General features: G+C 54.8%; 22 protein-coding genes. 8 read left to right on the forward strand and 14 right to left on the reverse strand.

Features of this window, described 5'->3' with window-relative positions; all coding sequences use genetic code 11:
• Positions 1 to 893 (reverse strand): cell division protein ZapE (gene zapE, locus B2R48_RS01090; protein WP_296996765.1); only part of this gene is annotated, 893 nt, incomplete at its 3' end.
• A gap of 98 nt (positions 894 to 991) precedes the next feature.
• Positions 992 to 1,981: a CorA family divalent cation transporter gene (locus tag B2R48_RS01095; RefSeq protein WP_296996768.1), complete on the reverse strand. Its 990-nt coding sequence runs from the start codon at positions 1,979 to 1,981 to the stop codon at positions 992 to 994.
• Between the two features lie 217 nt (positions 1,982 to 2,198).
• Between B2R48_RS01095 and B2R48_RS01100 the strand changes: the two genes are divergently transcribed.
• On the forward strand, positions 2,199 to 4,817 hold the full coding sequence (locus B2R48_RS01100; RefSeq protein ID WP_296996772.1) for a DUF3772 domain-containing protein: 2,619 nt from the start codon (positions 2,199 to 2,201) through the stop codon (positions 4,815 to 4,817).
• A gap of 25 nt (positions 4,818 to 4,842) precedes the next feature.
• On the opposite strand, the gene B2R48_RS01105 is transcribed toward B2R48_RS01100, so the two are convergent.
• The 3 genes from B2R48_RS01105 to nadA all read right to left on the reverse strand — a co-directional run bounded on the left by B2R48_RS01105 (position 4,843) and on the right by nadA (position 7,223).
• Entirely contained in the window at positions 4,843 to 5,268 is a 426-nt protein-coding gene (locus B2R48_RS01105; protein WP_296996775.1) for an NUDIX hydrolase, read from the reverse strand.
• Between the two features lie 6 nt (positions 5,269 to 5,274).
• Entirely contained in the window at positions 5,275 to 6,114 is an 840-nt protein-coding gene (gene nadC / locus B2R48_RS01110) for a carboxylating nicotinate-nucleotide diphosphorylase (protein ID WP_296996777.1), read from the reverse strand.
• 77 nt (positions 6,115 to 6,191) lie between these two features.
• Positions 6,192 to 7,223 (reverse strand): quinolinate synthase NadA, encoded by a 1,032-nt coding sequence (gene nadA, locus B2R48_RS01115; RefSeq protein WP_062956015.1) that lies wholly within the window; start codon positions 7,221 to 7,223, stop codon positions 6,192 to 6,194.
• A gap of 473 nt (positions 7,224 to 7,696) precedes the next feature.
• Here nadA and B2R48_RS01120 point away from each other — a divergent pair, with 473 nt between their 5' ends.
• On the forward strand, positions 7,697 to 8,023 hold the full coding sequence (locus B2R48_RS01120; RefSeq protein ID WP_062956057.1) for a hypothetical protein: 327 nt from the start codon (positions 7,697 to 7,699) through the stop codon (positions 8,021 to 8,023).
• Between the two features lie 199 nt (positions 8,024 to 8,222).
• On the forward strand, positions 8,223 to 8,447 hold the full coding sequence (locus B2R48_RS01125; RefSeq protein ID WP_296996779.1) for a hypothetical protein: 225 nt from the start codon (positions 8,223 to 8,225) through the stop codon (positions 8,445 to 8,447).
• 88 nt (positions 8,448 to 8,535) lie between these two features.
• On the opposite strand, the gene B2R48_RS01130 is transcribed toward B2R48_RS01125, so the two are convergent.
• The 8 genes from B2R48_RS01130 to fsa all read right to left on the reverse strand — a co-directional run bounded on the left by B2R48_RS01130 (position 8,536) and on the right by fsa (position 15,052).
• Positions 8,536 to 8,907: a hypothetical protein gene (locus tag B2R48_RS01130; protein ID WP_296996782.1), complete on the reverse strand. Its 372-nt coding sequence runs from the start codon at positions 8,905 to 8,907 to the stop codon at positions 8,536 to 8,538.
• Between the two features lie 587 nt (positions 8,908 to 9,494).
• Positions 9,495 to 10,883: a glutamine synthetase family protein gene (locus B2R48_RS01135; protein WP_296996785.1), complete on the reverse strand. Its 1,389-nt coding sequence runs from the start codon at positions 10,881 to 10,883 to the stop codon at positions 9,495 to 9,497.
• A 68-nt stretch (positions 10,884 to 10,951) separates the two neighbouring features.
• Entirely contained in the window at positions 10,952 to 11,443 is a 492-nt protein-coding gene (locus tag B2R48_RS01140) for a class I SAM-dependent methyltransferase (protein WP_063089237.1), read from the reverse strand.
• Between the two features lie 106 nt (positions 11,444 to 11,549).
• Positions 11,550 to 12,155: a glutathione S-transferase family protein gene (locus B2R48_RS01145; protein WP_296996789.1), complete on the reverse strand. Its 606-nt coding sequence runs from the start codon at positions 12,153 to 12,155 to the stop codon at positions 11,550 to 11,552.
• A gap of 95 nt (positions 12,156 to 12,250) precedes the next feature.
• Entirely contained in the window at positions 12,251 to 12,562 is a 312-nt protein-coding gene (locus B2R48_RS01150) for a YrhK family protein (RefSeq protein ID WP_296996794.1), read from the reverse strand.
• Positions 12,563 to 12,648: 86 nt separating this feature from the next.
• Entirely contained in the window at positions 12,649 to 13,599 is a 951-nt protein-coding gene (locus tag B2R48_RS01155; RefSeq protein WP_296996796.1) for a tyrosine recombinase XerC, read from the reverse strand.
• Positions 13,578 to 14,267: a DUF484 family protein gene (locus B2R48_RS01160; RefSeq protein ID WP_062956008.1), complete on the reverse strand. Its 690-nt coding sequence runs from the start codon at positions 14,265 to 14,267 to the stop codon at positions 13,578 to 13,580. The genes B2R48_RS01155 and B2R48_RS01160 overlap by 22 nt, the downstream gene beginning before the upstream one ends.
• 128 nt (positions 14,268 to 14,395) lie before the next feature.
• Positions 14,396 to 15,052, reverse strand: coding sequence for a fructose-6-phosphate aldolase (fsa, locus tag B2R48_RS01165; RefSeq protein WP_062956007.1), 657 nt, complete (start codon positions 15,050 to 15,052; stop codon positions 14,396 to 14,398).
• A gap of 171 nt (positions 15,053 to 15,223) precedes the next feature.
• Here fsa and B2R48_RS01170 point away from each other — a divergent pair, with 171 nt between their 5' ends.
• Positions 15,224 to 17,455, forward strand: a complete 2,232-nt coding sequence (locus B2R48_RS01170; RefSeq protein WP_296996801.1) for a primosomal protein N' — start codon at positions 15,224 to 15,226, stop codon at positions 17,453 to 17,455.
• A gap of 25 nt (positions 17,456 to 17,480) precedes the next feature.
• On the opposite strand, the gene B2R48_RS01175 is transcribed toward B2R48_RS01170, so the two are convergent.
• Positions 17,481 to 18,314: a substrate-binding periplasmic protein gene (locus B2R48_RS01175; RefSeq protein WP_296996803.1), complete on the reverse strand. Its 834-nt coding sequence runs from the start codon at positions 18,312 to 18,314 to the stop codon at positions 17,481 to 17,483.
• A gap of 68 nt (positions 18,315 to 18,382) precedes the next feature.
• Here B2R48_RS01175 and B2R48_RS01180 point away from each other — a divergent pair, with 68 nt between their 5' ends.
• From B2R48_RS01180 to B2R48_RS01195, 4 genes are all read left to right on the forward strand, one after another.
• The gene (locus B2R48_RS01180) at positions 18,383 to 18,700 is read left to right on the forward strand and encodes a MazG nucleotide pyrophosphohydrolase domain-containing protein (RefSeq protein ID WP_213474231.1); all 318 of its coding nucleotides are present in this window, start codon (positions 18,383 to 18,385) and stop codon (positions 18,698 to 18,700) included.
• 458 nt (positions 18,701 to 19,158) lie between these two features.
• On the forward strand, positions 19,159 to 19,716 hold the full coding sequence (locus tag B2R48_RS01185) for a F0F1 ATP synthase subunit delta (RefSeq protein WP_062956003.1): 558 nt from the start codon (positions 19,159 to 19,161) through the stop codon (positions 19,714 to 19,716).
• On the forward strand, positions 19,716 to 21,248 hold the full coding sequence (gene atpA, locus B2R48_RS01190; RefSeq protein WP_062956002.1) for a F0F1 ATP synthase subunit alpha: 1,533 nt from the start codon (positions 19,716 to 19,718) through the stop codon (positions 21,246 to 21,248). Before B2R48_RS01185 ends, atpA begins: the two co-directional genes overlap by 1 nt.
• A 30-nt stretch (positions 21,249 to 21,278) precedes the next feature.
• Positions 21,279 to 22,169, forward strand: a complete 891-nt coding sequence (locus B2R48_RS01195) for a F0F1 ATP synthase subunit gamma (protein WP_062956001.1) — start codon at positions 21,279 to 21,281, stop codon at positions 22,167 to 22,169.
• Positions 22,170 to 22,191 lie beyond the last annotated feature (22 nt).

Genomic DNA, 22,191 nt, shown 5'->3' on the forward strand with positions numbered 1-22,191 from the left:
GTATGGAAATGCGTCGCCAGCGCGATGTAGTCCCCCGGTCCCAGTGGTCGGGTACAGAGTTCTTCAAAGCTGAATTTGGCAACCCCGGCACCCGCTGCGGCGATTTCAATCTTGCGGCCCTTGATGCTCAGACTGTCCGGGGCGACGCGCGCGCCTTCGGTCAGGGTGGCAAACATCTCGGTAATGCGCGGGGATGCTTCCTCAGGCGTGGTCGGGTACAGGAAGACTTCGGCAGCGGTCAGATTGCGCATGCGATAATCGGTCGGGCTTGCCAGTTCCAGCACGTCGAGCTTCTGCTTGATCATGTCAATGAAGGGGAGAAAGTTCTGGCGTTGCAGGCCATCCTTGTACAGGTCATCGGGCACGCGGTTTGACGTCGTCACAATCACCACCCCATGATCAAACAGCTGTTCGAACAGTCGGCCAAGGATCATGGCATCGGTAATGTCTGTGACCTGCATCTCGTCAAAGCACAGCAACCACGCGTCTTTGGCAAGGTCCTTGGCAATTGGCGGGATCGGATCGGCATCGTCTTTTTTCTTGGTCTGACGATAACGGTGCATACGTTCATGCACGTCCTGCATGAAATCATGGAAATGAACGCGACGCTTTTTTTTAATGTCGATGGTTTCATAAAACAGATCCATCAACATTGATTTGCCACGCCCGACTTCGCCGTAAATATAAAGCCCAAGCGGCGGGGTGGGTTCATCGCGTCTTCGGGTCAGGCCAAACCGTTCGCGCCAACCGCCGGTGCCGGTTGCCGGTTCATAATGGTCCAGCGCATGTTTCAGGCTTTGCAGCTTTTCAGCGCACAATTCCTGCATCGGATCGTGGGACAGCTCACCAGCGGTGATTTTCGCGCGATAACGGGAAAGTGGGCCGTCGGTCATCAACAAATCTCGGATGCAGTGAAAGAAATCGAAGTCGTGGCTTTGTCATAGCGCCAAGAACCGCTGCAATGCAACAAGGTGGTTTGCAATGCCGCCATTCAGATCAGACGCATCTTCTTGAACAACCAGATTTCAAACGCGGTAATCACCGCAAGTATGATCGACACACCAAGGAAGCCATAGGGGCTGTCTGTTGCCGGAACACCGCCGACATTGATGCCCAGAAGCCCGGTGACAAAACTGATCGGCAGGAACAGACCGGCAATCACGGTTAACCAATACATCGTGCGGTTCATCTGCTCGCTTTCGATTGCCATCAGGTTCTCATTGACGATCTGAATGCGCTCGCGCAGCGAATCAAATTCCTCGACCAGCCGGACGGTTTTATCGGTCAGCGCGCGGGCGCGGCGTTTGAACCGCTTGTCAGACCATGCCGGTTTCTGTTCGACAAAGTTTGCCAGTGCGTCGCGTTGCGGTCCCAGATGGCGGCGCAGGCGCGATAACTGATGGCGGATGTCCGATCCGCGTTTGCGCAGCGCCAGTGTTTTGCCCTCTGCCACGGTTTCCTGATCGTCCTCAATTGCTTCGACATCTTCTTCCATGCCGAGCACGATATTCTCGACGCGAAAGGCAAGCCGTTCTGCAACGGTCAGGACGAAGTCATCAACGCTGCTGGGGGCTTTGCCCTCGGAAATGGCGGCGCGTATGTCATCAAACGCCTTGAGCGGCTGTTTGCGCAGCGTGATCACCATGTTGGCCGTGACCCAGAACCGCACCGATATCATATCGGCCGGATCATTATGGGCATTCAGGTTCACCCCGCGCAGGTTAAGTGAATATCCCGGATCATAGAAAAATACCGCCGGTCGGGTGCCCCGGGTCGAAAGCGTGTCGCTGATGGTGGCGTCAATCCCGGCCACATTGATCAGCCAATCGCGTACCCCGTCACCCATCCAGTCCAGATGCACCCAAAGATAACTGCCATCAGCAATCGGCGGCAGACCCGATTGCAGGGTGGCCCATTCAAACGGCTGGGCGTTGCCGTCCGGGGCAATTTCAAAGGCATTGATCAGCGTTGTATTGCTCATCGCGGGCTCCTTGGCTGACGGTGCATGCACAGGTCAGGAACGGGTTTCTCATGACATTTTCATCAACGCATCATCGCACGGGAACGAAACGTTAGATGATTCGTTACTGTCTTCAGTGTAGGGTTCTGTTCTGTGAACAAGTATCAAGTCAACCTGTTTACAAAACGCCAAAAACGCTCAAGAAACGGTTGTCGGGCATCATAATGGATCATCAGGAATGACATCAGTTCGTCAGGTCATCGCAGGTCTTGCAATCGCCCTGTTTGCAATGACGGCTTCTTTGGGGTTGTCGGCACAACCCAGTGAACAGCGCACTGAATCTGTTCAGAAGATTGAACTGGAAAACGCCCAGAATCGCATCGCGGATTGGGAATCCGATCTTGATGAACTCGAAAAATCCATTTCCGGCGAAGAAGTCACCGGTCGGGTCATTGCAGATGGCCGCGATCGGGTTGAAACCATTCAGCTTGCAATTGGCGATCTGCGCGGGCGTGCCAATGATCGCCTGCAACGTTTTCAGGCAGCGCTTGGCAAGCTGGGCGATCCCCCGGCTGAGGGCGAAGAAGAAGTCCCCGCCGTGGCCCGCGAACGCGAACGCATTGATCAGGATATTGCGCGCGTCAGCGGGGTGATCAAACAGCTTGAGTTGGTCAATTTCCGCGCCAGTGAATTATCCGATCAATTGGCCGGACTGGCACGTGAACGTTTTACCCAACGCATTCTTGGTCGGGTGGATGTGCCAGTTGATCCTGTTGTCTGGTTCGAAGCGTGGGGTGAAATTGTCCAGCTGCCAAGTATGGTGCAGGCCCGCTACGCCAATCTGGAACTTGAAGGACAGGTGGCCGACGAGCTGTCCGAGGTCGCAGCCGGACTGGTTTTCCTGACATTTATTGTGATTGCCGCGCTGATTGGCGGTGAGGTCATCGTCCTGCGCTACATCCCGGCGCGCTGGAATACTGTGCCCGATGAGGATCGGGTATCGCTTGTTTCCGGTACGCGGTTCCTGTTTACGGCGATGGTGCCGGGAATTGCGCTTGTGATTGCCTATGGCATGCTTGAATCGCGTCAGGCGTTGCTCAGCGGTGCAATGGGCGACTTTGTTCATCAATGCTTTGCCGCGGCGCTTTTCCTGCTGTTTGTCGGGGCTGCCATACGCAGTGTCCATTCGCCCTTTGCCCCGACATTACGACGTTCTGGTACAACGGTAAAAGGCGCACGGGTTGTCGGGTTCTGTTCGCTGGCGGTGGCGGTGATTTTCGCCTTTGACATGGTGCTGCTTCAGGGTGCGACGACGTTGGGAACGTCGCTTGATATCGCGCTTGTGCAGAGCATCTCGAACGTTCTGGTTATTTCGGTACTGCTGTTCGTCTCCTCGCTGGGTGTTTTCTGGCAGCATGACGAGCGCGACCGGCATGCAATCTGGTCAAAGATCGAACGCCGATCGCGCCGTGGCTTTAAAATAATCGCGATCTTGATGCCGGTTCTGATGGCGGTTGGCTATGTCGCACTGGCGCGTTTCATCCTTGAAAACCTGATGATGGCGCTGGCATTCCTGACCTGTTACTGGCTGCTGCGTGCCTATTGCCGGGCGCTTATGCATACCTATCTGGTGCGCCCCGAAAGCAGCGAAGACAGCAATGTCAGCGATGCGGTGCATGGCACACTTTATTTCTGGATGCGGGTCCTGATCGATGTGGTGATGTTCTCCATCGCCGTGCCGGTTGCGGTCATGATCTTTACCGATATTGCCTGGGCAGACCTTATTCTGGCAGTCCAGCAGGCGTTTGTCGGTATTCAGGTTGGCGGTATTCATTTCTCGCTGCGTTCGATCATGTTGGCGGCCTTGATGTTTGTCATCGTGCTGGCAGTGATGCGTTTCTTCCAGCGCATGCTCAGCACACGCGTTCTGCCCAACACCAAACTTGATCAGGGTCTGCAGCATTCTGTGTCGGCGATCTTTGGCTATGCCGGGATTTGCCTTGCCATTTTGCTGGCGGTCTCTGCCGCCGGGCTTGATTTGTCGAACCTTGCCATCATCGCCGGTGCCATTTCGGTTGGTATCGGTTTTGGCATGCAAAGTATCGTGAACAACTTTGTCTCGGGCCTGATCCTGTTGGTCGAACGCCCGATCAAGGTGGGTGACTGGATCGTGGTTGGGGCCGATCAGGGCTTTGTCAAAGACATCCGTGTCCGCGCAACCGAGATCGAAACCTTTGACCGATCATCTGTTGTGATCCCGAATTCCGAGCTGATTTCCAACCGGGTGCTGAACTGGACACTCAAGGAACGTTCAGGCCGAGGCATTATCAAGATTGGGGTGTCTTATGGCGCGGATATCGAAAAGGTTCGCGAAATCCTGTTGGAGATGGCCGACAAGCGCCGTGAAATCCTGACCTATCCGGCACCTCAGGTGGTGTTCATGGATTTCGGAGCCAGCTCGCTTGATTTCGAGTTGCGCTATTTCCTGCGCGATATTGGCGATGTGATTGCGGTGGGAAGTTCGATCCGCTTTGAGCTTGTTCAGCGCTTCCGTGACGAAGGTATCGAAATTCCATTCCCGCAGCGTGATTTGAACCTGCGTGATATCGATAAACTGACCGATGCCATTCGCGACGCCGGCAAGGGTGCGCCGACAAAGATCACTGAGGTCGAGCCAGAGAAAACCGAGACCTCGGAAAACACGCCGGACGACACATCATCTGATGCCGAAAATAGCGGGGCAGATCAAAAGGCCGCGCCGCCATCCACGGCCAAGGATGTGTCGCGTGATCGCGATGCGTCTGGCCGTGAAATACCCGATGCGGGCGGCAGTTCGGATGGGGATGCGCCGCGCTAGGCGTGTTGTCGCTTGGAAACGCAGATCAGATATCAAACAGGGCCGCAGTGATCTTTTGCCCCATTGGCGCCATCAAATGGCGTTCGCGCGGTGAGAGCCACCTGAGTTCGGCGATCTCGCTTGCCGGGGCAAGGGTGCCGGAATAGTGCCCTGTAAAGCAGGTCATGCGCACAACCGATCCGTCGGGCTGGTTGTGGCCCTGTCCGGCAAAGGTGCCCAGTTCGCGTAATGTGCCGGGGATCAGGTCAACGCCGAGTTCTTCGCTAATTTCACGTTTGATGGCTTCGCGGGCGGTTTCGCCCGGGTCAATCTTGCCACCGGGTAAATAGAACCGGTCGCGACCGTGGCTGCGGACCGACAGGATGTTCTCGCCGTCACGCAAAATCCAGTTGGCGGTTTCGATCACCTTGATCAGGGCAGGGTCTGTAATGCTGTGATTGCTTTCGCGCATGCGGCCTCACAGGATAGCGACATCAAGTCCAATATCAACGGCCGGGGCAGACTGGGTGATCCGACCGACGGAAACATAATCGACCCCGGTTGCGGCAATCGCACCGATGGTCTGAAGGTTTACACCCCCGGATGCCTCAGTCTTGCAGCGACCAGCGACAATGGCAACTGCTTCGCGCAACATATCCGGGCCCATATTATCAAGCAGGATGATATCCGCCCCGGCTTCTGTCGCTTCCTTGACCTGATCAAGGGTGTCGCATTCGACCTCGATCTTGGGCAGGTTGGCGGCACGGGCAGCTTCGACGCATTTGGTGATCGACCCGACAACGCCGATATGATTGTCCTTGATCATCACGCCGTCATAAAGCCCCATGCGGTGGTTTTGCGCGCCACCCATGCGGGTTGCGTATTTTTCCAGTTTGCGCCACCCCGGCAGTGTCTTGCGGGTATCAAGCAGCTTTGCCGTGGTATCGCCCATGGCCGAAACATAGGTGCGCGTGGTGGTGGCAATGCCTGACAGGTGTTGAAGGGTGTTAAGTGCTGTGCGTTCGGCCGTCAGGATGCCGCGTGCATTGCCCTCGACCACAGCCATGACGTCCATGGCGGAAATTGCATCGCCATCTTCGCAGTGCTTTTCGATCTTCGCATCGGGGACCAGCTTGCGGAAACAATCAAGGGCAATGTCAAGCCCGGCCACCACGATATCCTCGCGGGTTTCAAGGGCGACGCGCAGGCGGGCATCAGCGGGAATGACATTATCTGATGTGATGTCACCTGTGCCGATATCCTCGGCAAAGGAACGATCAATGAATTCCGCAATTTCGGCTTGGGTCAGGACGGTCATGATGGCGGGCTGCTTTGGATTCTGGTGGGGATTGCAAACAGCCCCGCAAGATTTGCGGGGCTGTGAGGTAACTCGGCTTAGGCCGCGTGGTCTTTGTCGTCTTTTTTGACCGGAATGTGCTTTGACATTTCCAGCATGCGTTCAAGCGGTTTGACCGCTGCTACGCGCAGGTCTTCGGGCATGACGATCTGCGGACCGTTATTGACCAGACACAGATAGAGCTTTTCAAGCGTATTGAGCTCCATGAACGGGCAGTTGTTGCACGCACATGACCCGTCGGCACCCGGAACCGGAATGAATTCCTTGTGCGGGGCGGCCTTTTCCATCTGGTGGATGATGTGGGGTTCAGTCGCGATCAGGTATTTCTGATCCGGACCGTTAATCACATATTCCAGAATGGCGCGGGTCGACCCGATGTGATCGGCATGCTTGAGAATACCGTCATGGCATTCCGGATGGGCTGCGATCTTGGCATCCGGGTTCTGGGTTTTCAGGCGGATCAGTTCACGTTCGGAAAACTGTTCATGCACGATGCATGACCCGTTCCACAGCGTCATGTCACGACCGGTTTTCTTGGCAAGATAGGAACCAAGATGGCGGTCAGGCGCCCAAAGGATCGGCTGATCTGCCGGGATCTGATCAATGATTTCGGCCGCATTGGACGAGGTCACGATAATATCGGACGCCGCCTTAACCTCGGCCGAGCAGTTGATATAGGTGATCGACACGTGATCAGGATGCTGTTCGCGGAATTTGCGGAACGGCTCGGGCTGACAAGAATCTTCGAGCGAGCAACCCGCTTTCGAGTCCGGCAGCAGAACGGTCTTGTTCGGGCTGAGGATTTTGGCAACCTCAGCCATAAAGCGCACGCCGCAGAACACGATGACATCGGCATCGGTTGCTGCTGCCTTACGCGACAGGTCAAGACTGTCACCGACAAAGTCGGCAAGGTCCTGAATTTCCCCATCCTGATAGTAATGGGCCAGAATGATCGCGTTCTTTTCCTTTTTCAGGCGCTGAATCTCAGCTTCCAGATCAAGGGTGGGATCAATCTGCATTTCCGACATTGCGTCGGCAGATGCCTCGGCAATGGTGATCATTTCATTCATGGCGTCTTCTCATCTCGCCTGGTTGCAAGCCGGAGATAATGCGCGGGGCCCGGCATCGCAAGTTAATGACAGTTTGAAACCTGAATATCGCCATTGCGACGGGATGGCAAGGAATAGGCGGTGGGTATCGGATATTGATCGGAGCTGACATCTTCTGGTCCCGAAATGGAACGTAATTACTTGAATTAGTAAATAAAAGGGATGTCTTTAAGGTCTGAATTAAAGCTCAAGTTTTTGTTTTTTCGATTAAATAAAAAATAATACCGTTGTAAATTAATCAAAAATATTCATATGGTCGATGCTGCAAATATTTTTTGATTCTCAAATTTCCAATATTTTATTGGCTTGGGCAAATTTGTCCGTTGTTAATCTGAAAACTTTGATCTGTCTGTAATCCGAGTCAGTGTCCGACGGCGGGAATGGTCCCGATCGTTTGGCCTGTCCAACGCGCATTCCGGCGCAAGGAGCCTTTTTTGACCAATCGTACCACTTCGAGAATTCTGAATTTCACACGTCCGTTCAGCATGCGTGGCCTTGCAGAAGTTCTTCCGGCCGGATCCTACAAGGTGATTACCGAAGAAACGCAGGATGAAAAGCTGACATACCCGACATGGCAGTGGGTTTCGACGCAGATTCACCTCAATACAAATTCGGATCGCCCGGAATCTTCCCGCGTGCTCAGTGTTGAGCCCCGCGACCTTGAAGTCGCCTATCTCCGCGATCAGAAAACCATGGACGCCCGCCCGCAAGTCGCCTTCTCGGCGCGAAAATCAAACAACCGTGCAAAGCGTGTTTTCTAACGCTGCACGCTGCCGGTAGTCCTGGTCAGAGCAATCTGACCAGACGGCACCTTCAACAGAAAATCTGCAATATTTCCATCCGGTTGCTGGTGCTTTTGGCACAATGCGCTGCTTCATGTCAGGGTTGCAGAATGCGAAGTTTGCCTGAGCCCAAGATGAGGCCATAAATCCATAATGCATAAATATGAGAGTCTTTGTTATGGATTGGGTCCCGATCGCCTTTGGCACGTTTAAAGTTGTCGCACTGCTGACCGCGATGTTCTTCGCCATCAAGTGGCATTACGACCAAGGCCAAAAGTACGGAAGGCAAGCGGTCCTGCGCGCCAGTGCCAAGGTCACCGGCATCTTCGTGCTGGCCCTTCTGGTGGTGGGAGGCATTACCCTGGCACTTAGTAACTTCCTTGGTTTGGACCTAACCTATTGATGCCGTCATCAGGCGTCATCAGCCAAGGTTGTCTTTCTAAGTATCTAATATGACGCTGAGATTCTCCCGATTGCGGCACCTTGAGGTCCTATAAAAGTGGCTTTCTGTTCTTGTTCTGGTCAGTTATTCTGATTAAGCTCTCAAAGCTAAGTTTCCCCTCCTTAATGCTTTCGAACTCATCATTAGATATTTCGTAGGTAATCGAGCCAACGCCTTGTGCGCTAGCCTGAAACTCAAAGTAACACGTGCCGTCTTCTTCTCTACGTGCTTCCCAGTCTTGTTCTCGCCATAAGTTATCTGAGTGAACCGATGGTCTGCCCATTGGATAGTACATGTTGCCGATTTTTTTTACGTGTGGCCCAAATTTTCCGTTCATAGCGGTAAATTCATCGAGTTCTTTGCAGGTATGGGATGCGGTTTGGATTGCTGCGACGGCTTCGACAGTTCCAAGATTTTTCAATGATCAATTCGAGTATTCACTCAAAAAAAATATCAATAGCGATGGTTTCTAAGCGTTCTGTCGTTTCCTTGATCCGTTCTTGCAACTTTATATAAGGTTTGATGGAAAACTGACTTCAATACTTTTCATTTCTGGTGCGGTATATGACGCCGTAATTGTGTTTGTCAGATGTCCAGAGTTATTTCAAAGTTTGACGGTTATCCGAAATCAATTTCCTTTGGATACTCTTAAAACACCAAAAGCACCGGCAAAGTAACTTGGGTCAGGGTACATCAATCGCCATATAGATTGGCATTCCATGCAAGCAAACCGTCTTTCGGAAATTGATTTGCTAGTAGAGTAATCTAGAGCAGTGACTTCGGTAGCATTGCCGTTGCGCACCTGTCCATCGATCCACGCGACAAAACGTGTGAATTCCGTATGGCTTCGAAAGCTATCTATTTCTTCCCAGTGACACTTCATTCACGTGAATTCCGTTCAAGAGAACTGGGAGCAGAGAATGTGTTTGCCATCAAAATGCGATAATTCCAACAAAACTGTTGAGACCGAATGTGGGGTAAGGTCAAAGTAAAAGCGCCACTTAGGGATTAAACAGAGAACCCGTAATATTCCCACTCTGCTGCCGAAACCTTCAGCGCCATTTGTTCGTATTCGGCCTGTTTGATTTTGGTGAATGCGGTGTGGAAGCGTTCGCCAAGGGTGCGTTTATTGAAATCAGACGCGGCAAACTGATCAATCGCCTCAAGCCAATGACGCGGCAGGTCGTTTGGTGCCTTTGCCTCGCCGATTTCATCTTCACATGGTTTGCCCGGATCAATTTTGCCTTCAATGCCGTCAAGGGCAGCACCAAGGGTCACAGCCGCGACCAGATAGGGGTTGGCATCAACCCCGGCAATACGGTGTTCGAAATGGCGTGTTTTGCCCGGTGTACCCGGCACGCGCAGTGCCACGGTTCGGTTTTCAACACCCCAGTCATCAGATGCCGGTGAATACATCGCCGATGCAAAGCGACGCCAAGAATTCATGAACGGGGCGAGCAACAGCATGGTTTCGCCAATCGTGCCGCGAATGCCGCCAATCGCATTGAGCATCAACGGGCTTAGAGATCCGTCTGCCTGATCGGCAAACAGGTTATTGCCATCCTGGCCTGCAAGCGACAGGTGCAAATGCATGCCTGACCCGGCTTCATTTCCGAACGGCTTGGGCATAAAGACGGCTTCCTTGCCAAAGCGCCGTGCGACCGTGCGGATCAGGCGTTTGGCGATGATGACGTCATCGGCCGCGCGCATCAGATCGCGATAGCGGATGGTCATTTCATACTGGCCCGGACCATATTCCGAAATCAGCGTTTCCAGCGTCAGGTCAAGATGCTTGGCACCCTCATAAACCGCATCAAAAAGCGGTGACATTTCATCGATTTCGTCGACCGACATGGTGTTACGCAATTTGCTGCGCCGTTTGGTGATGGCATAGGATGCCGGGTGATAGAGGCCCTGGGCATCCGGGGTCTGGTCGACCAGATAAAATTCAAGTTCGAACGCGCCCATCGGATAGAAGCCAAGATTTTCCGCCCGTTTGACCTGCGCGCCGAAAACATTGCGCGGATCAACGTCATGCGGTGCGCCGTCTTCTTCATACATGGCAATCAAAAGTTGCCCGCGGCCGGTATGGGGCAGATAGCCAAGCGTGCCCGGCACTGGCCAGCACCGGCAATCACCGCCGCCGCCAGTCTGCACAAGGCCGCAATCATCAACATCTTCGCCACTGACATCCTGCCCGAACAAGGAGCTCGGCAAGCCGCGACCGGATTTATAGATGCCTTCAAGTTCGTGACGGCGGATCGTCTTGCCCCGGCCAATGCCGTGAAAGTCGGTCAGGATGATGTCGATGGCCTCGACATCGGGATATTTGGCCAGAAAGTCCTGTGCTTCGGACAATTGACTTCCACTGGGCGATGGGGCGTTTGCGGTGGCCACGGCACGATTTCCTAAGATGCTGACAGGGCTCTGCGGGAACAGAGCCAATTCCAAAACTGGGGGCGATATTAGCCCTGATAACGACGGAAGAAATAGCGATCTTTTGGAACGCCTTCGGGCAGCGGTTCGGCAATCGTGCCCGGCACATCGATTTTCTGGTCGGACGCCACAATTGCACCCTTGATCAATGCCGGGGGCAGGGTTGATCCGATAAAGGACGCGATCTTGGCATTAAGCGCCTCGTCCCCGGTGCCGACATCGGAATGGACCAGTGCAACCTTGCCTTTGAACCGCTCCACCGCCTTCGGCAGGGTTTCAAAGATATCGCCAAGGAACAGATGGTCATCATCGGGGATGCATTTCGGGTGGGCGGCGATTTGCCGGTCAAAGACGAAAATCTCTCGGTCTGGCATGATTTCGCGCAGGTGATCAAACGTGCGCCCGTTTCCAAGCCCGACTTCAAGCACGATGCCGTCCTGATCCTTGATCATTTCTGCTGCCGCATTCAGGCAATCGCGTTGGGCTTGAAGGCGGCGGATAACGCTGTTCAGACGAGACATTGTGCAAAAGGCTCCGGGTTGATTTTTGATCGGTAAGTACTTGATTTAAAGGCTTTGCCCTTTGGCGCAACCGGACATGTGTCGCGGCGCGCCAAAGGGCGTCTGATCAGGCGACAAACTTGGTGGCTTCAAAGGCCGGGACGCGGGCGTCAAAGGTTTCAAGCCATGTGACCAGTGTCGGATAGCTTTCACGCCATTTGCCCTCAAAGCGCAGATCCAGATAGCCCAGCGCACAGGCAATCGCGACATGACCAATCGTCAGGTCACCTTCCAGTGACGGCGGATTGGCACTCAGTTGATCCAGTGATCGTTTGACCTTGTCGGCCTGATAAGACAGCCATTCGTCATGGCGTTTGTCTTCCGGGCGCATCCGGGTTTCATAGACCTGCAAAATGGACGCATCGACGATGCCGTCACCAAGCGCCTGAAGCGTCAGCGCCTCCCAACGTGCGTCGCTTTCGGTCGGGTGCAGGGTGGTGCCATCGACCTGTGCGTCAAGATATTCGCAGATCACGCGGCTGTCGAAAATCTTGCGGCCATCATCAAGGATCAGGATCGGAATTTTGCCCAGCGGGTTTTGCTGGCGCAGTGTATCCGCCGGATCGTTGGTATTCGACATTTCCACCGTCAGCTGGTCATAAATACCAAGCATCTTGGCAACGATTTTGACTTTCCGGCCAAACGGCGACGGACCACTCGAACGCAGAATCATGGTTTTCCTCCGTGGGGATCAATTGATTGCGCGCAGTGTAAGGGGGAAATGCGACCAGCAGGAACCGAAAATTTATAAAACAGGATCTGCAACTCTCAGGATCGCGTGGCGCTTTCCTGTTCGGGGGATTGGTTGTTTGATGAATTTCCGGTTTCTTCATCGCCAAGTCCGGCCAGATGCAGTTCCCGCGCAAGGCGCACGGCAGGCCGGGCCGCAAAGAAAACCGATCCGATGATAAACAACCAGGTCCCGGCTTTGACGGTTTCGTCGTCAAGAAACAGGAAACTTCCAACGATGAACAACACGGCGGCCAGCAGGTCGACGGCTGAATAGGCGATTTCATAGGCGCTGTAAATCTGTCGGTGGCGATGGCTGGCATCAAAGCGGCGGGATCGAAATAACTTCATCGGGCGACTGCTTTTTCCTGTGGGGCTCGAAGGATGACTTGTCTGGCTTTAACGCGCGGTCGAGCGCAGCAGTTCCGGCAGGTGTCCTAGCGCCGGGCGCGCGGATGGGTGCCGTTATAAACCGCCATTAACTGTTCGGTATCAACCGCGGTATAGCGCTGGGTCGTTGAAAGCGACGCGTGGCCCAGCAAATCCTGAATGGTGCGTAAATCGCCCCCACCGGCCAAAAGGTGGGTCGCAAAGGAATGACGCAGCGCGTGCGGTGTTGCGGTATCGGGCAGGTTCAAAAGTTCCCGGACCTTGCGCATTTCGCGCTGGGCTACCTGCGCAACAAGGCGTTTGCCGCGAGCGCCGAGAAACAATGGATCATCGCCATCGGGTGCAAACGGGCAGGTGCGGACATAGTCCTCGATTGCGTCCCGTACGATGGGCAGAACCGGGACAAGGCGCTGTTTGTTGCCCTTCCCCGTGATCACCATCGAATCGCCGTTCGGGCGTTGATTGGCATTCAGATCAAGTGCCTCGGATATACGCAATCCGCAGCCATAAAGTAGGGTAAACAGGGCAAGGTTACGTTTGCCAAGCCACGGTTCATCCTGCCAGACATCGGCATTTTCCAGCACCGCCATGGCGTCATCAGGTGCCAGCGGCTTGGGCGTTGATTGCGGCAGGCGCGGGTTTCGGATCGACTGTATGGCGGCATTCTGGCCCCGCCCGGACCGTTCAAGAAATCGGTAAAAATTGCGAAGGGAAGACAGTGCGCGCGCGGTCGACGTCTTGGCCATGCCATCCATGCTGCGACGCGCCAGCCAGCTTCGAAAATCGCGCGGGTTCAGGCGGAGCAAGTCCTTAAGCGTCGGAGCATCGCCGAGATGGTCTTTGACGAAGCCCAGAAACGCATAAAGATCGGCGAGATAGTTTTCAGTGGTGTGGTTGGATGCGCGGCGCTCATTGGCAAGCCAGCCACGCCAGTCGGCAATGGCGTCTCGCACATCCTGTGGCAGGGTGATGGCGGTCAGACCGTTTGGGTCAGCCATCGACGCACACCAAACTCGATAACGGATGCCAGGAACATGATCAGGTCATTGGCCTGTGCCGGGCTGAAATAATCCGGTTCCTTGACGCCAAAGGCAACAAGCCCGACCGGATCACCATAAAACGGTGCAAGGCGGACAATCGCCGCAGACCGGATTTCAGAGGCCTTTGGACCAAAGATTGCCTCATCCCCGGCGTCATCTGGCAACAGCCAGACATCCTGTTCTTCGCCAAGAACCTGATCAACCGCACCAACGACAAGGCGGCGCACCCGGCCATCACAACTTGGCACAGGGGCCTCAGTGCATTCTTCAAAGCACAGCGCAATGGCATCAAGATCAAGAAGCTCGGGCACCAGATCCTGAAGCGCCTCGACAAAGGTTTCAAACCCGCGTGCATTCAAAAGCGCCAGAACCGCACGGTGAATACGGCTTTGGGTTTCGAGATTGGATTTGGAAATATTGATAAGCTCGCTGGTGGCACCGCGCAGCTTTTCGCGTTCGTCGCGCAGGCGGGCAACGACATATTGCTGCATGTCGGCAACGCCATTGCCCAGTTCGCGCATCGGCAAATCAAGACTTTCAAGCAAGTCCGGGCGCGTAGTGAAGAATTCAGGATGTTCGGCAAGGTAGTCCGCGACATCATCGGCGCGCAAAGCTGTCTTTTCCATCGGTTCCGGCTTGAAAAGTGAGAAACAAAAAACCCGGCTGCCACAATGCGGGCTGCCGGGTTAAATGCATGTTAAAAACCACGCGCGATGCGGGTTTTTATATATCTGTCGCGATCAGCGATCCGAAATCAAAGGATCGACTGGCCGGTTTTTTCCCAATCGGCAAGGAAGGCTTCGAGGCCTTTGTCGGTCAGCGGGTGTTTGGTCAGCTGGCCAAGAACCTGCGGCGGGATGGTGACGACGTCAGCACCAAGACGGGCCGAGTCGACAACATGCTGCGGGCCACGTGCCGATGCCACAAGGACTTCGGTGTTCCAGTTCGGGTAGTTGCCATAAACATCAACGATGTCAGCAATCAGCTGCATGCCGTCAGAGGAAATGTCATCCAGGCGGCCAACGAACGGCGAAACATAAGTCGCACCGGCCTTGGCAGCCAGAATGGCCTGACCAACCGAGAAGCAAAGGGTGACGTTGGTCTGAATGCCTTCGTCGGTGAAGGTGCGGCAAGCCTTGAGACCATCAGCGGTCAGCGGCAGTTTGACGACGACATTGTCAGCGATCTTGGCAAGCTTGCGGCCTTCAGCAACCATGGTTTCATAATCGGTTGCAGCAACTTCCGCGCTGACCGGGCCGTCAACAACGTCACAAATTTCCTTGATCAGTTCAAGAAACGGTCGGCCAGACTTTGCTACCAGCGAGGGGTTGGTGGTGACACCGTCTACGAGGCCGGACATGGCCAGTTCGCGGATTGCGTCGATGTCAGCGGTATCGATGAAAAACTTCATTGGAATTCCTGTTTAGGACCTGTTGTTCAATGATGCGGTTAGCTGCTAGGTTCTGGATCATCTGTTAACGAAACCAGATCCTTGCTGTGGGACCGTTTGTTTCTGTGCCCAGTCTCTGGCGAACCTGAAACGGCACCGGTCTGATGGGCAACCTCACGGGGTTTATAATATATGCGTGCCGCAAAGGCCACCTCTGGAAATTTGTTTGCGAACGATCCGGCCTTTGAGGTAACCGCCCAGACCGTAAGCGTCCTGCCGCCACTGCCATTGGCCGGGCCATATGACTATCTGGTGCCCGAAGGTGTTTCTGTCGCACCCGGCGATTTCGTTGAAATTCCCCTGGGCCGTCAAACCCAACGCGGTGTCGTTTGGGGCGATGCCAAGGGTGATGTGGATCCCGCAAAACTGCGGGAAATTTTCGGTGTTTTGCCAACCCCGCCGATGGCGGATGTCACGCGCAAGTTCATTGATTGGGTATCGGCCTATACCATGTCCCCGCAAGGGGCCGTCTTGCGTATGGCGATGAGCGTGCCTGACGCGCTTGAGCCCCCCAAGCCGATCTTTCGATTTACCCTTAATCCGGAATTTGACGCGGCAAGCTTGCGCATGACGCCGCCGCGCAAAAGGGTTCTGGCGTTTCTGGCCGATCATCCACCGATGGAACAGGGCGATATCCTGCGCGAAACCGGTGCCGGGGCCAGCGTGATCAAGGGGCTGGTCGAAGCCGGTGCCGTGCAGCGCCTGATGGTCACACCGCCATCGCCATTTGAAGCCCCTGATCTTGATATCGCACGACCGAGCCTGTCGGCAGAGCAGAACGACGCAGCAGATGCGCTCTGTGCACGCCTTGATGACGGCGGCTTTTCCTGCACGCTGCTGGATGGGGTGACCGGGTCGGGCAAGACCGAAGTTTATTTCGAGCCGGTCCGTGCCGCACTGGCACAGGGCAAGCAGGTTGTTGTCCTTTTGCCGGAAATCGCACTTTCGGCCCAGTGGCTGCAACGTTTCCGCGACCGGTTCGGTGTTGAACCCGCCCTTTGGCATTCCGAAGTCGGGCAGGCCAGGCGTCGCGATACCTGGCGGGCGGTGGCCGATGGGTCGGCCAAGCTTGTCGTTGGGGCCCGCTCGGCCCTGTTCCTGCCGTATCAGGATCTTGGCCTGATTGTAGTGGACGAGGAACACGAACACGCCTTCAAACAGGAAGATGGCGTGATGTATCATGCGCGCGACATGGCCGTGACACGCGCGCACCTGGGCAATATCCCCATCGTTCTTGCATCCGCGACCCCATCACTTGAAACCCTGGCCAATGTTGAAGCCGGTCGTTATCAGCATGTTCAACTTGGCAATCGTCATGGTGCGGCGGTGTTGCCAAGTGTCGAGATCATCGACATCCGGCAGGACAAACCCCAACGCAACCGCTGGATCACGCCGACCCTGAAAAAACGGCTGACAGAAACCTTTGCCAATGGCGAACAGGCGATGCTGTTTCTGAACCGACGGGGCTACGCACCCCTTACGCTGTGTCGGGCCTGTGGTCATCGCTTCCAGTGTCCGAACTGCACGGCCTGGCTTGTGGAACATCGGGCATGGGGCAAATTGCAATGCCATCATTGCGGTTATCAGGCCAAGGCGCCTGATGCCTGCCCGTCCTGCGGCGCAGAGGGCAAACTGGCTCCTTGCGGGCCGGGCGTGGAACGCCTGTATGAAGAGGCGGTCGAAACCTTCCCCGATATCCGGGTAGAAGTCGCGACATCCGATAACATCATGGGGCCAAAGGCGGCAGCCGCGCTGATCAACCGTGTGCATAATCACGAAGTCGACCTTTTGATCGGCACACAGATTTTGGCCAAGGGCTATCACTTCCCGATGCTGACACTTGTTGGGGTGGTTGATGCCGATCTTGGCTTGGCCGGCGGCGATTTGCGCGCGGCCGAACGCAGCTATCAGCTTTTAACACAGGTTGCCGGCCGTGCAGGGCGCGGGGATCGTCACGGTACAGTGATCTTGCAAACCGCCGACCCAGCCAATCGGGTGATCAAGGCTATTGCCGCTGGTGATCGCGATGCCTTTAACGAGGTCGAGCTGTCCCAGCGTATGACCCATGGCATGCCGCCGCATGGTCGATTGGCCGCCCTTATTATAAGTGGCAAAAAGGAAAACGAAGTCGATGAAGCAGCCTGGCGCATTGGCCGGGTTGCGCCGCGCGGGGATGGCCTGATGGTGCTTGGTCCTGCACCGGCTCCATTGTCGCTCTTGCGCGGGCGTTATCGGCGGCGGTTTATGATCCGGGCGGACAAAGGGGTCAAGATGCAGGCCCTGATCAATGACTGGCTGTCCAAGGTTAAAACGCCCGGGAGTGTTCGTGTGCAGGTCGACATCGATCCCTACAGCTTTATGTAGTTGGCGCTTGTTGCGCCAGTTCCGGTTATTGGGAATATTGCGATTGCCACCAGTCGTACCCGTCGGGTCCGAGATAGCGTTCAAAAATACGCAGCAACCTGCCGTCATCGCGCATCTCGCGAATGATCTTGTTGTACTCTTCAAGAAAGGCTTCCTTGCCCGGATAGTCTGACGCCCGTGAGAACACGTTATAATAGGGCGCACGACGCAAAGGTGGATAAAGGAAGGCAACCCTGTCGCGATAGCGGTTCTGCAAACTGTGATAAATGGTGTTGAGGTAGTTTACCGGCACCACGTCAAAACGCTTTTGCAGCAGCATCGGAATCAGAAGGTCGCTGCGCGCCACGGTCTGTATATCGAGACCTGAATTCCAAAAGCTGCTGGTATAAGAGTAATCGGCAGCCGCACCGATCCTGAGACGTTCAAGGTCGGTGAAATCATCAAACCGAATTTTGTTCTTGTCCTCGGCCCGCACGGCAAACCGCCAATCAAGAAGCAGATGGGCCTCGTCCGGATACATAAGGTATTTGGTTCGTCGATCATTCATAGACAGCGTCAATATGATGTCCGAATTGCCACTTTTTGCATTGTGCAGTAGTCGGCTGCCCGTATCGACAAAGCGAAACACATAGTCGCTGACGCCCATGGTGGTGAGAACCTCGGTCATGATATCGACATCAATGCCCATGGCTTCTTCGTGACCAAGCCATTTGAGAGGGGCTTCTTCAACGCCCTCTATCACCAGTGTGCGCGCCAAAGGGGTTCTATGGGATAACAGGATCAGGCAAACTGCGGCGCACAGGCAAAGCGCCCAAGTCAGGGAACCTTGTTTTCGTGCTGCGGGCATCTTCGTTATCATTCTTGCGGTCCTGAAAGCGGCGCGAGTGCGTTTTGATGTCATACTATATTTAAGGAGTTAATTTTAGAATGCGTTGTGAAAACAATAATCAATCATCCGAAAACCAGCGCAGCATGTGCGATTGGGCGGAGCAAACCTTTGGCCCCGTCGCCGATCCCGCATCGCTCGTACAAAGGGCGCTCGTGGAAATGCAGGAACTTGGCGAGGCCGTCGATCAGCGCGACATCAATGAGATCGGCAAAGAGGCCGCCGATGTTCTGATCTTGTTGTATCGCCTTGCCGATCAGTTCGACCTCGATCTTGATCAGGAAGTTCAGGCCAAGATGGCGATCAATCGATCAAGGACATGGGTATCGAAGGGCGACGGCACAGGATCACATGTCTAGATCCATGGACTGTCTTTTATATAGGAAGGATGCCTTTCGATAATCAGGGGTGACAACCGGGTTTCCAAAGGCAGGTGATGGTCAGCTTCTGATGTGAACTCGATAACAGTTTGGGCGGTTCCAGATGACCATTTTGACCGTTCTGCGACCGCGCACTGTGCAAATTGCGGGATTCGTCATGAAAATGGTCGATCAAACTGCCCAATCGATGGATCGTCGGAAATGGGCGTCTTATAAAATAGTTGTAAGCCTGCCTTAAAAATGAGCGAATTCGCGGTGTTTTGGCCCATCTTTGCCAAAGAATGGAAAAGAGGGCGCAAATGCGCTTGCGCGGGGGTTGCCCCCTCCAAGGACATGTGATACCAAACGCTCGCTTCCCGGAAGGAACCCCTTTCGGGGGACCATTTTTTTATACGTATCCGAGTCGTTCTCATAACCAGAATTGAGGGCTTTCACCGGTGTCCCAAAATACTGCCGCGACCGGGCTCCAAGGGCGCTATGCCACAGCACTATTTGACTTGGCCAATTCGGCCAACCAGCTTGATGCTGTCAAAAGCGATCTTGAATTGCTCGACCAGGCCATCGCAAGCAGCGATGACCTCCGGAATGTACTCCGCAGTCCCGTGATTTCCCGGGACGTGCAGGCCAAGGCGATGGCGGCTCTTCTGGACAAGCTTGGCGTTTCCGAGTTGACCAAGAAGACCGTAGGGCTTCTGTCTCAGAAGCGTCGTCTGTTTGCCCTGCCGGATGTCATTGATTCCTACCTTTCCATGCTCTCGGCTCACAAGGGCGAAGTTACCGCACAGGTGACCTCGGCTTCCGAGCTGAAAAAAGAGCAAATCGAAGCCGTTACCGGCGCTCTCAAAGAAGTTGTCGGCGCCACTGTCAAAGTGGACCTTAAAGTTGATCCGGCTGTTCTTGGCGGTCTTGTCGTCAAGGTCGGTTCCCGGGTTTTTGATGCCTCGCTTCGTACTAAACTGCAGAAGCTCGAGCTCGCTATGAAAGGGGTTGCGTGATGGAAATCCGCGCCGCGGAAATCTCCGCTATTCTCAAGGATCAGATTGCCAATTTTGGTGCTGAAGCCGAAGTTGCCGAAGTCGGTCAGGTTCTGTCTGTCGGTGACGGTATTGCCCGTGTTTACGGTCTGGACAACGTTCAGGCTGGTGAACTTGTTGACTTCCCAGGTGGCATTAAGGGCATGGCCCTTAACCTCGAGGAAGACAACGTTGGTGTCGTGATCTTCGGTTCTGACCGTTCGATCAAGGAAGGTGACCAGGTTAAACGTACTGGTGCCATCGTTGACGTTCCGGTTGGTAAAGAACTTCTTGGCCGCGTTGTTGACGGTCTGGGTAACCCGATCGACGGCAAAGGTGATCTGGGTGCCAAAGAACGTCGCCTTGCTGACGTCAAGGCGCCGGGCATCATCCCGCGTAAGTCGGTTCACGAGCCGGTACAGACCGGTATCAAGTCGATTGACTCCCTGATCCCGATTGGCCGTGGCCAGCGTGAGCTGATCATTGGTGACCGTCAGACCGGTAAAACCGCCATCATCGTTGACACCATTCTGAACCAGAAGCCGGTGAACGATGCAGCGAAATCCGACAGCGACAAGATGTTCTCCATCTATGTTGCAGTTGGTCAGAAACGTTCGACCGTTGCACAGGTTGTCAAGGTCCTTGAAGAGCGCGGCGCGATGGACAACACCATCATTGTCGCTGCGACCGCATCCGACCCGGCGCCGATGCAGTTCATCGCACCGTTCGTTGCTTGCGCAATGGGTGAGTACTTCCGTGACAACGGCATGCACGCAACCATCTTCTATGATGATCTGTCCAAGCAGGCTGTTGCTTATCGTCAGATGTCGCTGCTGCTTCGCCGCCCGCCGGGACGTGAAGCATTCCCGGGTGACGTCTTCTATCTGCACTCCCGTCTGCTGGAACGTGCTGCGAAGATGAATGACGAAAACGGCGCTGGCTCGCTGACCGCACTTCCGGTCATTGAAACCCAGGGGAACGACGTTTCGGCATTTATTCCGACCAACGTGATCTCGATTACCGATGGTCAGATCTTCCTTGAAACCGACCTGTTCTACAAAGGCGTACGCCCGGCTGTGAACGTCGGTCTGTCGGTTTCGCGTGTTGGTTCGTCCGCACAGATCAAAGCGATGAAGCAGGTTGCTGGCTCGATCAAGCTGGAACTCGCTCAGTATCGTGAGATGGAAGCATTCGCACAGTTCGCATCGGATCTTGATCCGGCGACCCAGAAACTTCTGGCCCGTGGCGCACGTCTGACCGAGCTGCTCAAGCAGCCGCAGTACTCGCCGCTCAAGGTCGAAGAGCAGGTTGTTGTGATCTATGCTGGTGTTAAAGGCTATCTCGACAACGTTCCGGTGAACAAGGTTCGCGCCTTCGAAGAACAGTACCTGTCCGAAATTCGTTCGGCTGGCGCTGATATCCTCGATGCGATCCGCACCGAGAAGGTTCTGTCCGATGACAGCGAAGCCAAGCTTAAAGCGTTCCTCGACAAGTTCGCGAAAACCTTCGCGTAAGACTGAAACTTAGGCGAAGGAGGAAACGCAATGGCTAGTTTGAAGGATCTGCGCTCGCGCATTGCCAGCGTCAAGTCGACGAGGAAGATTACCTCGGCGATGAAGATGGTGGCAGCCTCCAAGCTCCGTCGTGCACAGGATGCAGCGGAAGCAGCCCGTCCCTATGCGGAACGCATGGGGACGATGCTGGGCCGTCTTGCAACTGCCGTCGGTAGCAATGAAGGCGCTCCGAAGCTTCTGGCCGGTACCGGTAAAGATGACGTGCATCTGCTCGTCGTCTTCACCGCAGACCGTGGCCTTTGCGGTGGTTTTAACGCATCGATCGTGAAAGCGGCTCGTGCGAAGGCCCTTGCCCTTAAGGGTGAAGGCAAGACCGTTAAAATCATCTGCGTCGGCCGTAAGGGCTCAGATGCGCTCAAGCGTGAATTTGGTGACAATATTGTTGCCCGGTATACTGGCATCGAGGGCAAGAAGGGGATTGATTTCTCCTCTGCAACCGAGGTGGCAGACAAGGTTCTGGCGCTTTACGACGAAGGCGAATTCGACGTCTGCACGATCTTCTACAACAAGTTCGTGTCCGCGATTTCGCAGGTAGCAACCGCTCAGCAGCTGATCCCGTTCGCGGGTGAAGAAGTTGACGAGCAGGAAGAAGCAACCGGTTCTTCTGCGGTTTACGAATACGAACCGTCCGAAGAAGCCATTCTGGCTGATTTGCTGCCACGTAACGTTGGCGTCCAGATCTTCGGTGCAATGCTTGAAAGCAGTGCATCTGAACACGGCGCGCGTATGTCCGCGATGGATAACGCAACCCGCAATGCCGGCGACATGATCGACCGACTGAGCATCGAATATAACCGCTCACGTCAGGCTCAGATTACCAACGAACTGATTGAAATCATTTCCGGCGCCGAGGCTTTGTAAGCGGGTCGCAGGAAGTTAACGG

The organism is Thalassospira sp. UBA848, from assembly GCF_002295455.1.
GTDB lineage: Bacteria > Pseudomonadota > Alphaproteobacteria > Rhodospirillales > Thalassospiraceae > Thalassospira.

Coding starts and splice junctions, on each gene's coding strand:
- B2R48_RS01095 (WP_296996768.1), bottom strand. CDS start 1,981: ATGAGCAATACAACGCTGATCAATGCCTTTGAAATTGCCCCGGACGGC.
- B2R48_RS01100 (WP_296996772.1), top strand. CDS start 2,199: ATGACATCAGTTCGTCAGGTCATCGCAGGTCTTGCAATCGCCCTGTTT.
- B2R48_RS01105 (WP_296996775.1), bottom strand. CDS start 5,268: ATGCGCGAAAGCAATCACAGCATTACAGACCCTGCCCTGATCAAGGTG.
- nadC (WP_296996777.1), bottom strand. CDS start 6,114: ATGACCGTCCTGACCCAAGCCGAAATTGCGGAATTCATTGATCGTTCC.
- nadA (WP_062956015.1), bottom strand. CDS start 7,223: ATGAATGAAATGATCACCATTGCCGAGGCATCTGCCGACGCAATGTCG.
- B2R48_RS01125 (WP_296996779.1), top strand. CDS start 8,223: ATGGATTGGGTCCCGATCGCCTTTGGCACGTTTAAAGTTGTCGCACTG.
- B2R48_RS01140 (WP_063089237.1), bottom strand. CDS start 11,443: ATGTCTCGTCTGAACAGCGTTATCCGCCGCCTTCAAGCCCAACGCGAT.
- B2R48_RS01145 (WP_296996789.1), bottom strand. CDS start 12,155: ATGATTCTGCGTTCGAGTGGTCCGTCGCCGTTTGGCCGGAAAGTCAAA.
- B2R48_RS01150 (WP_296996794.1), bottom strand. CDS start 12,562: ATGAAGTTATTTCGATCCCGCCGCTTTGATGCCAGCCATCGCCACCGA.
- B2R48_RS01155 (WP_296996796.1), bottom strand. CDS start 13,599: ATGGCTGACCCAAACGGTCTGACCGCCATCACCCTGCCACAGGATGTG.
- B2R48_RS01160 (WP_062956008.1), bottom strand. CDS start 14,267: ATGGAAAAGACAGCTTTGCGCGCCGATGATGTCGCGGACTACCTTGCC.
- fsa (WP_062956007.1), bottom strand. CDS start 15,052: ATGAAGTTTTTCATCGATACCGCTGACATCGACGCAATCCGCGAACTG.
- B2R48_RS01170 (WP_296996801.1), top strand. CDS start 15,224: ATGCGTGCCGCAAAGGCCACCTCTGGAAATTTGTTTGCGAACGATCCG.
- B2R48_RS01175 (WP_296996803.1), bottom strand. CDS start 18,314: ATGATAACGAAGATGCCCGCAGCACGAAAACAAGGTTCCCTGACTTGG.
- B2R48_RS01180 (WP_213474231.1), top strand. CDS start 18,383: ATGCGTTGTGAAAACAATAATCAATCATCCGAAAACCAGCGCAGCATG.
- atpA (WP_062956002.1), top strand. CDS start 19,716: ATGGAAATCCGCGCCGCGGAAATCTCCGCTATTCTCAAGGATCAGATT.
- B2R48_RS01195 (WP_062956001.1), top strand. CDS start 21,279: ATGGCTAGTTTGAAGGATCTGCGCTCGCGCATTGCCAGCGTCAAGTCG.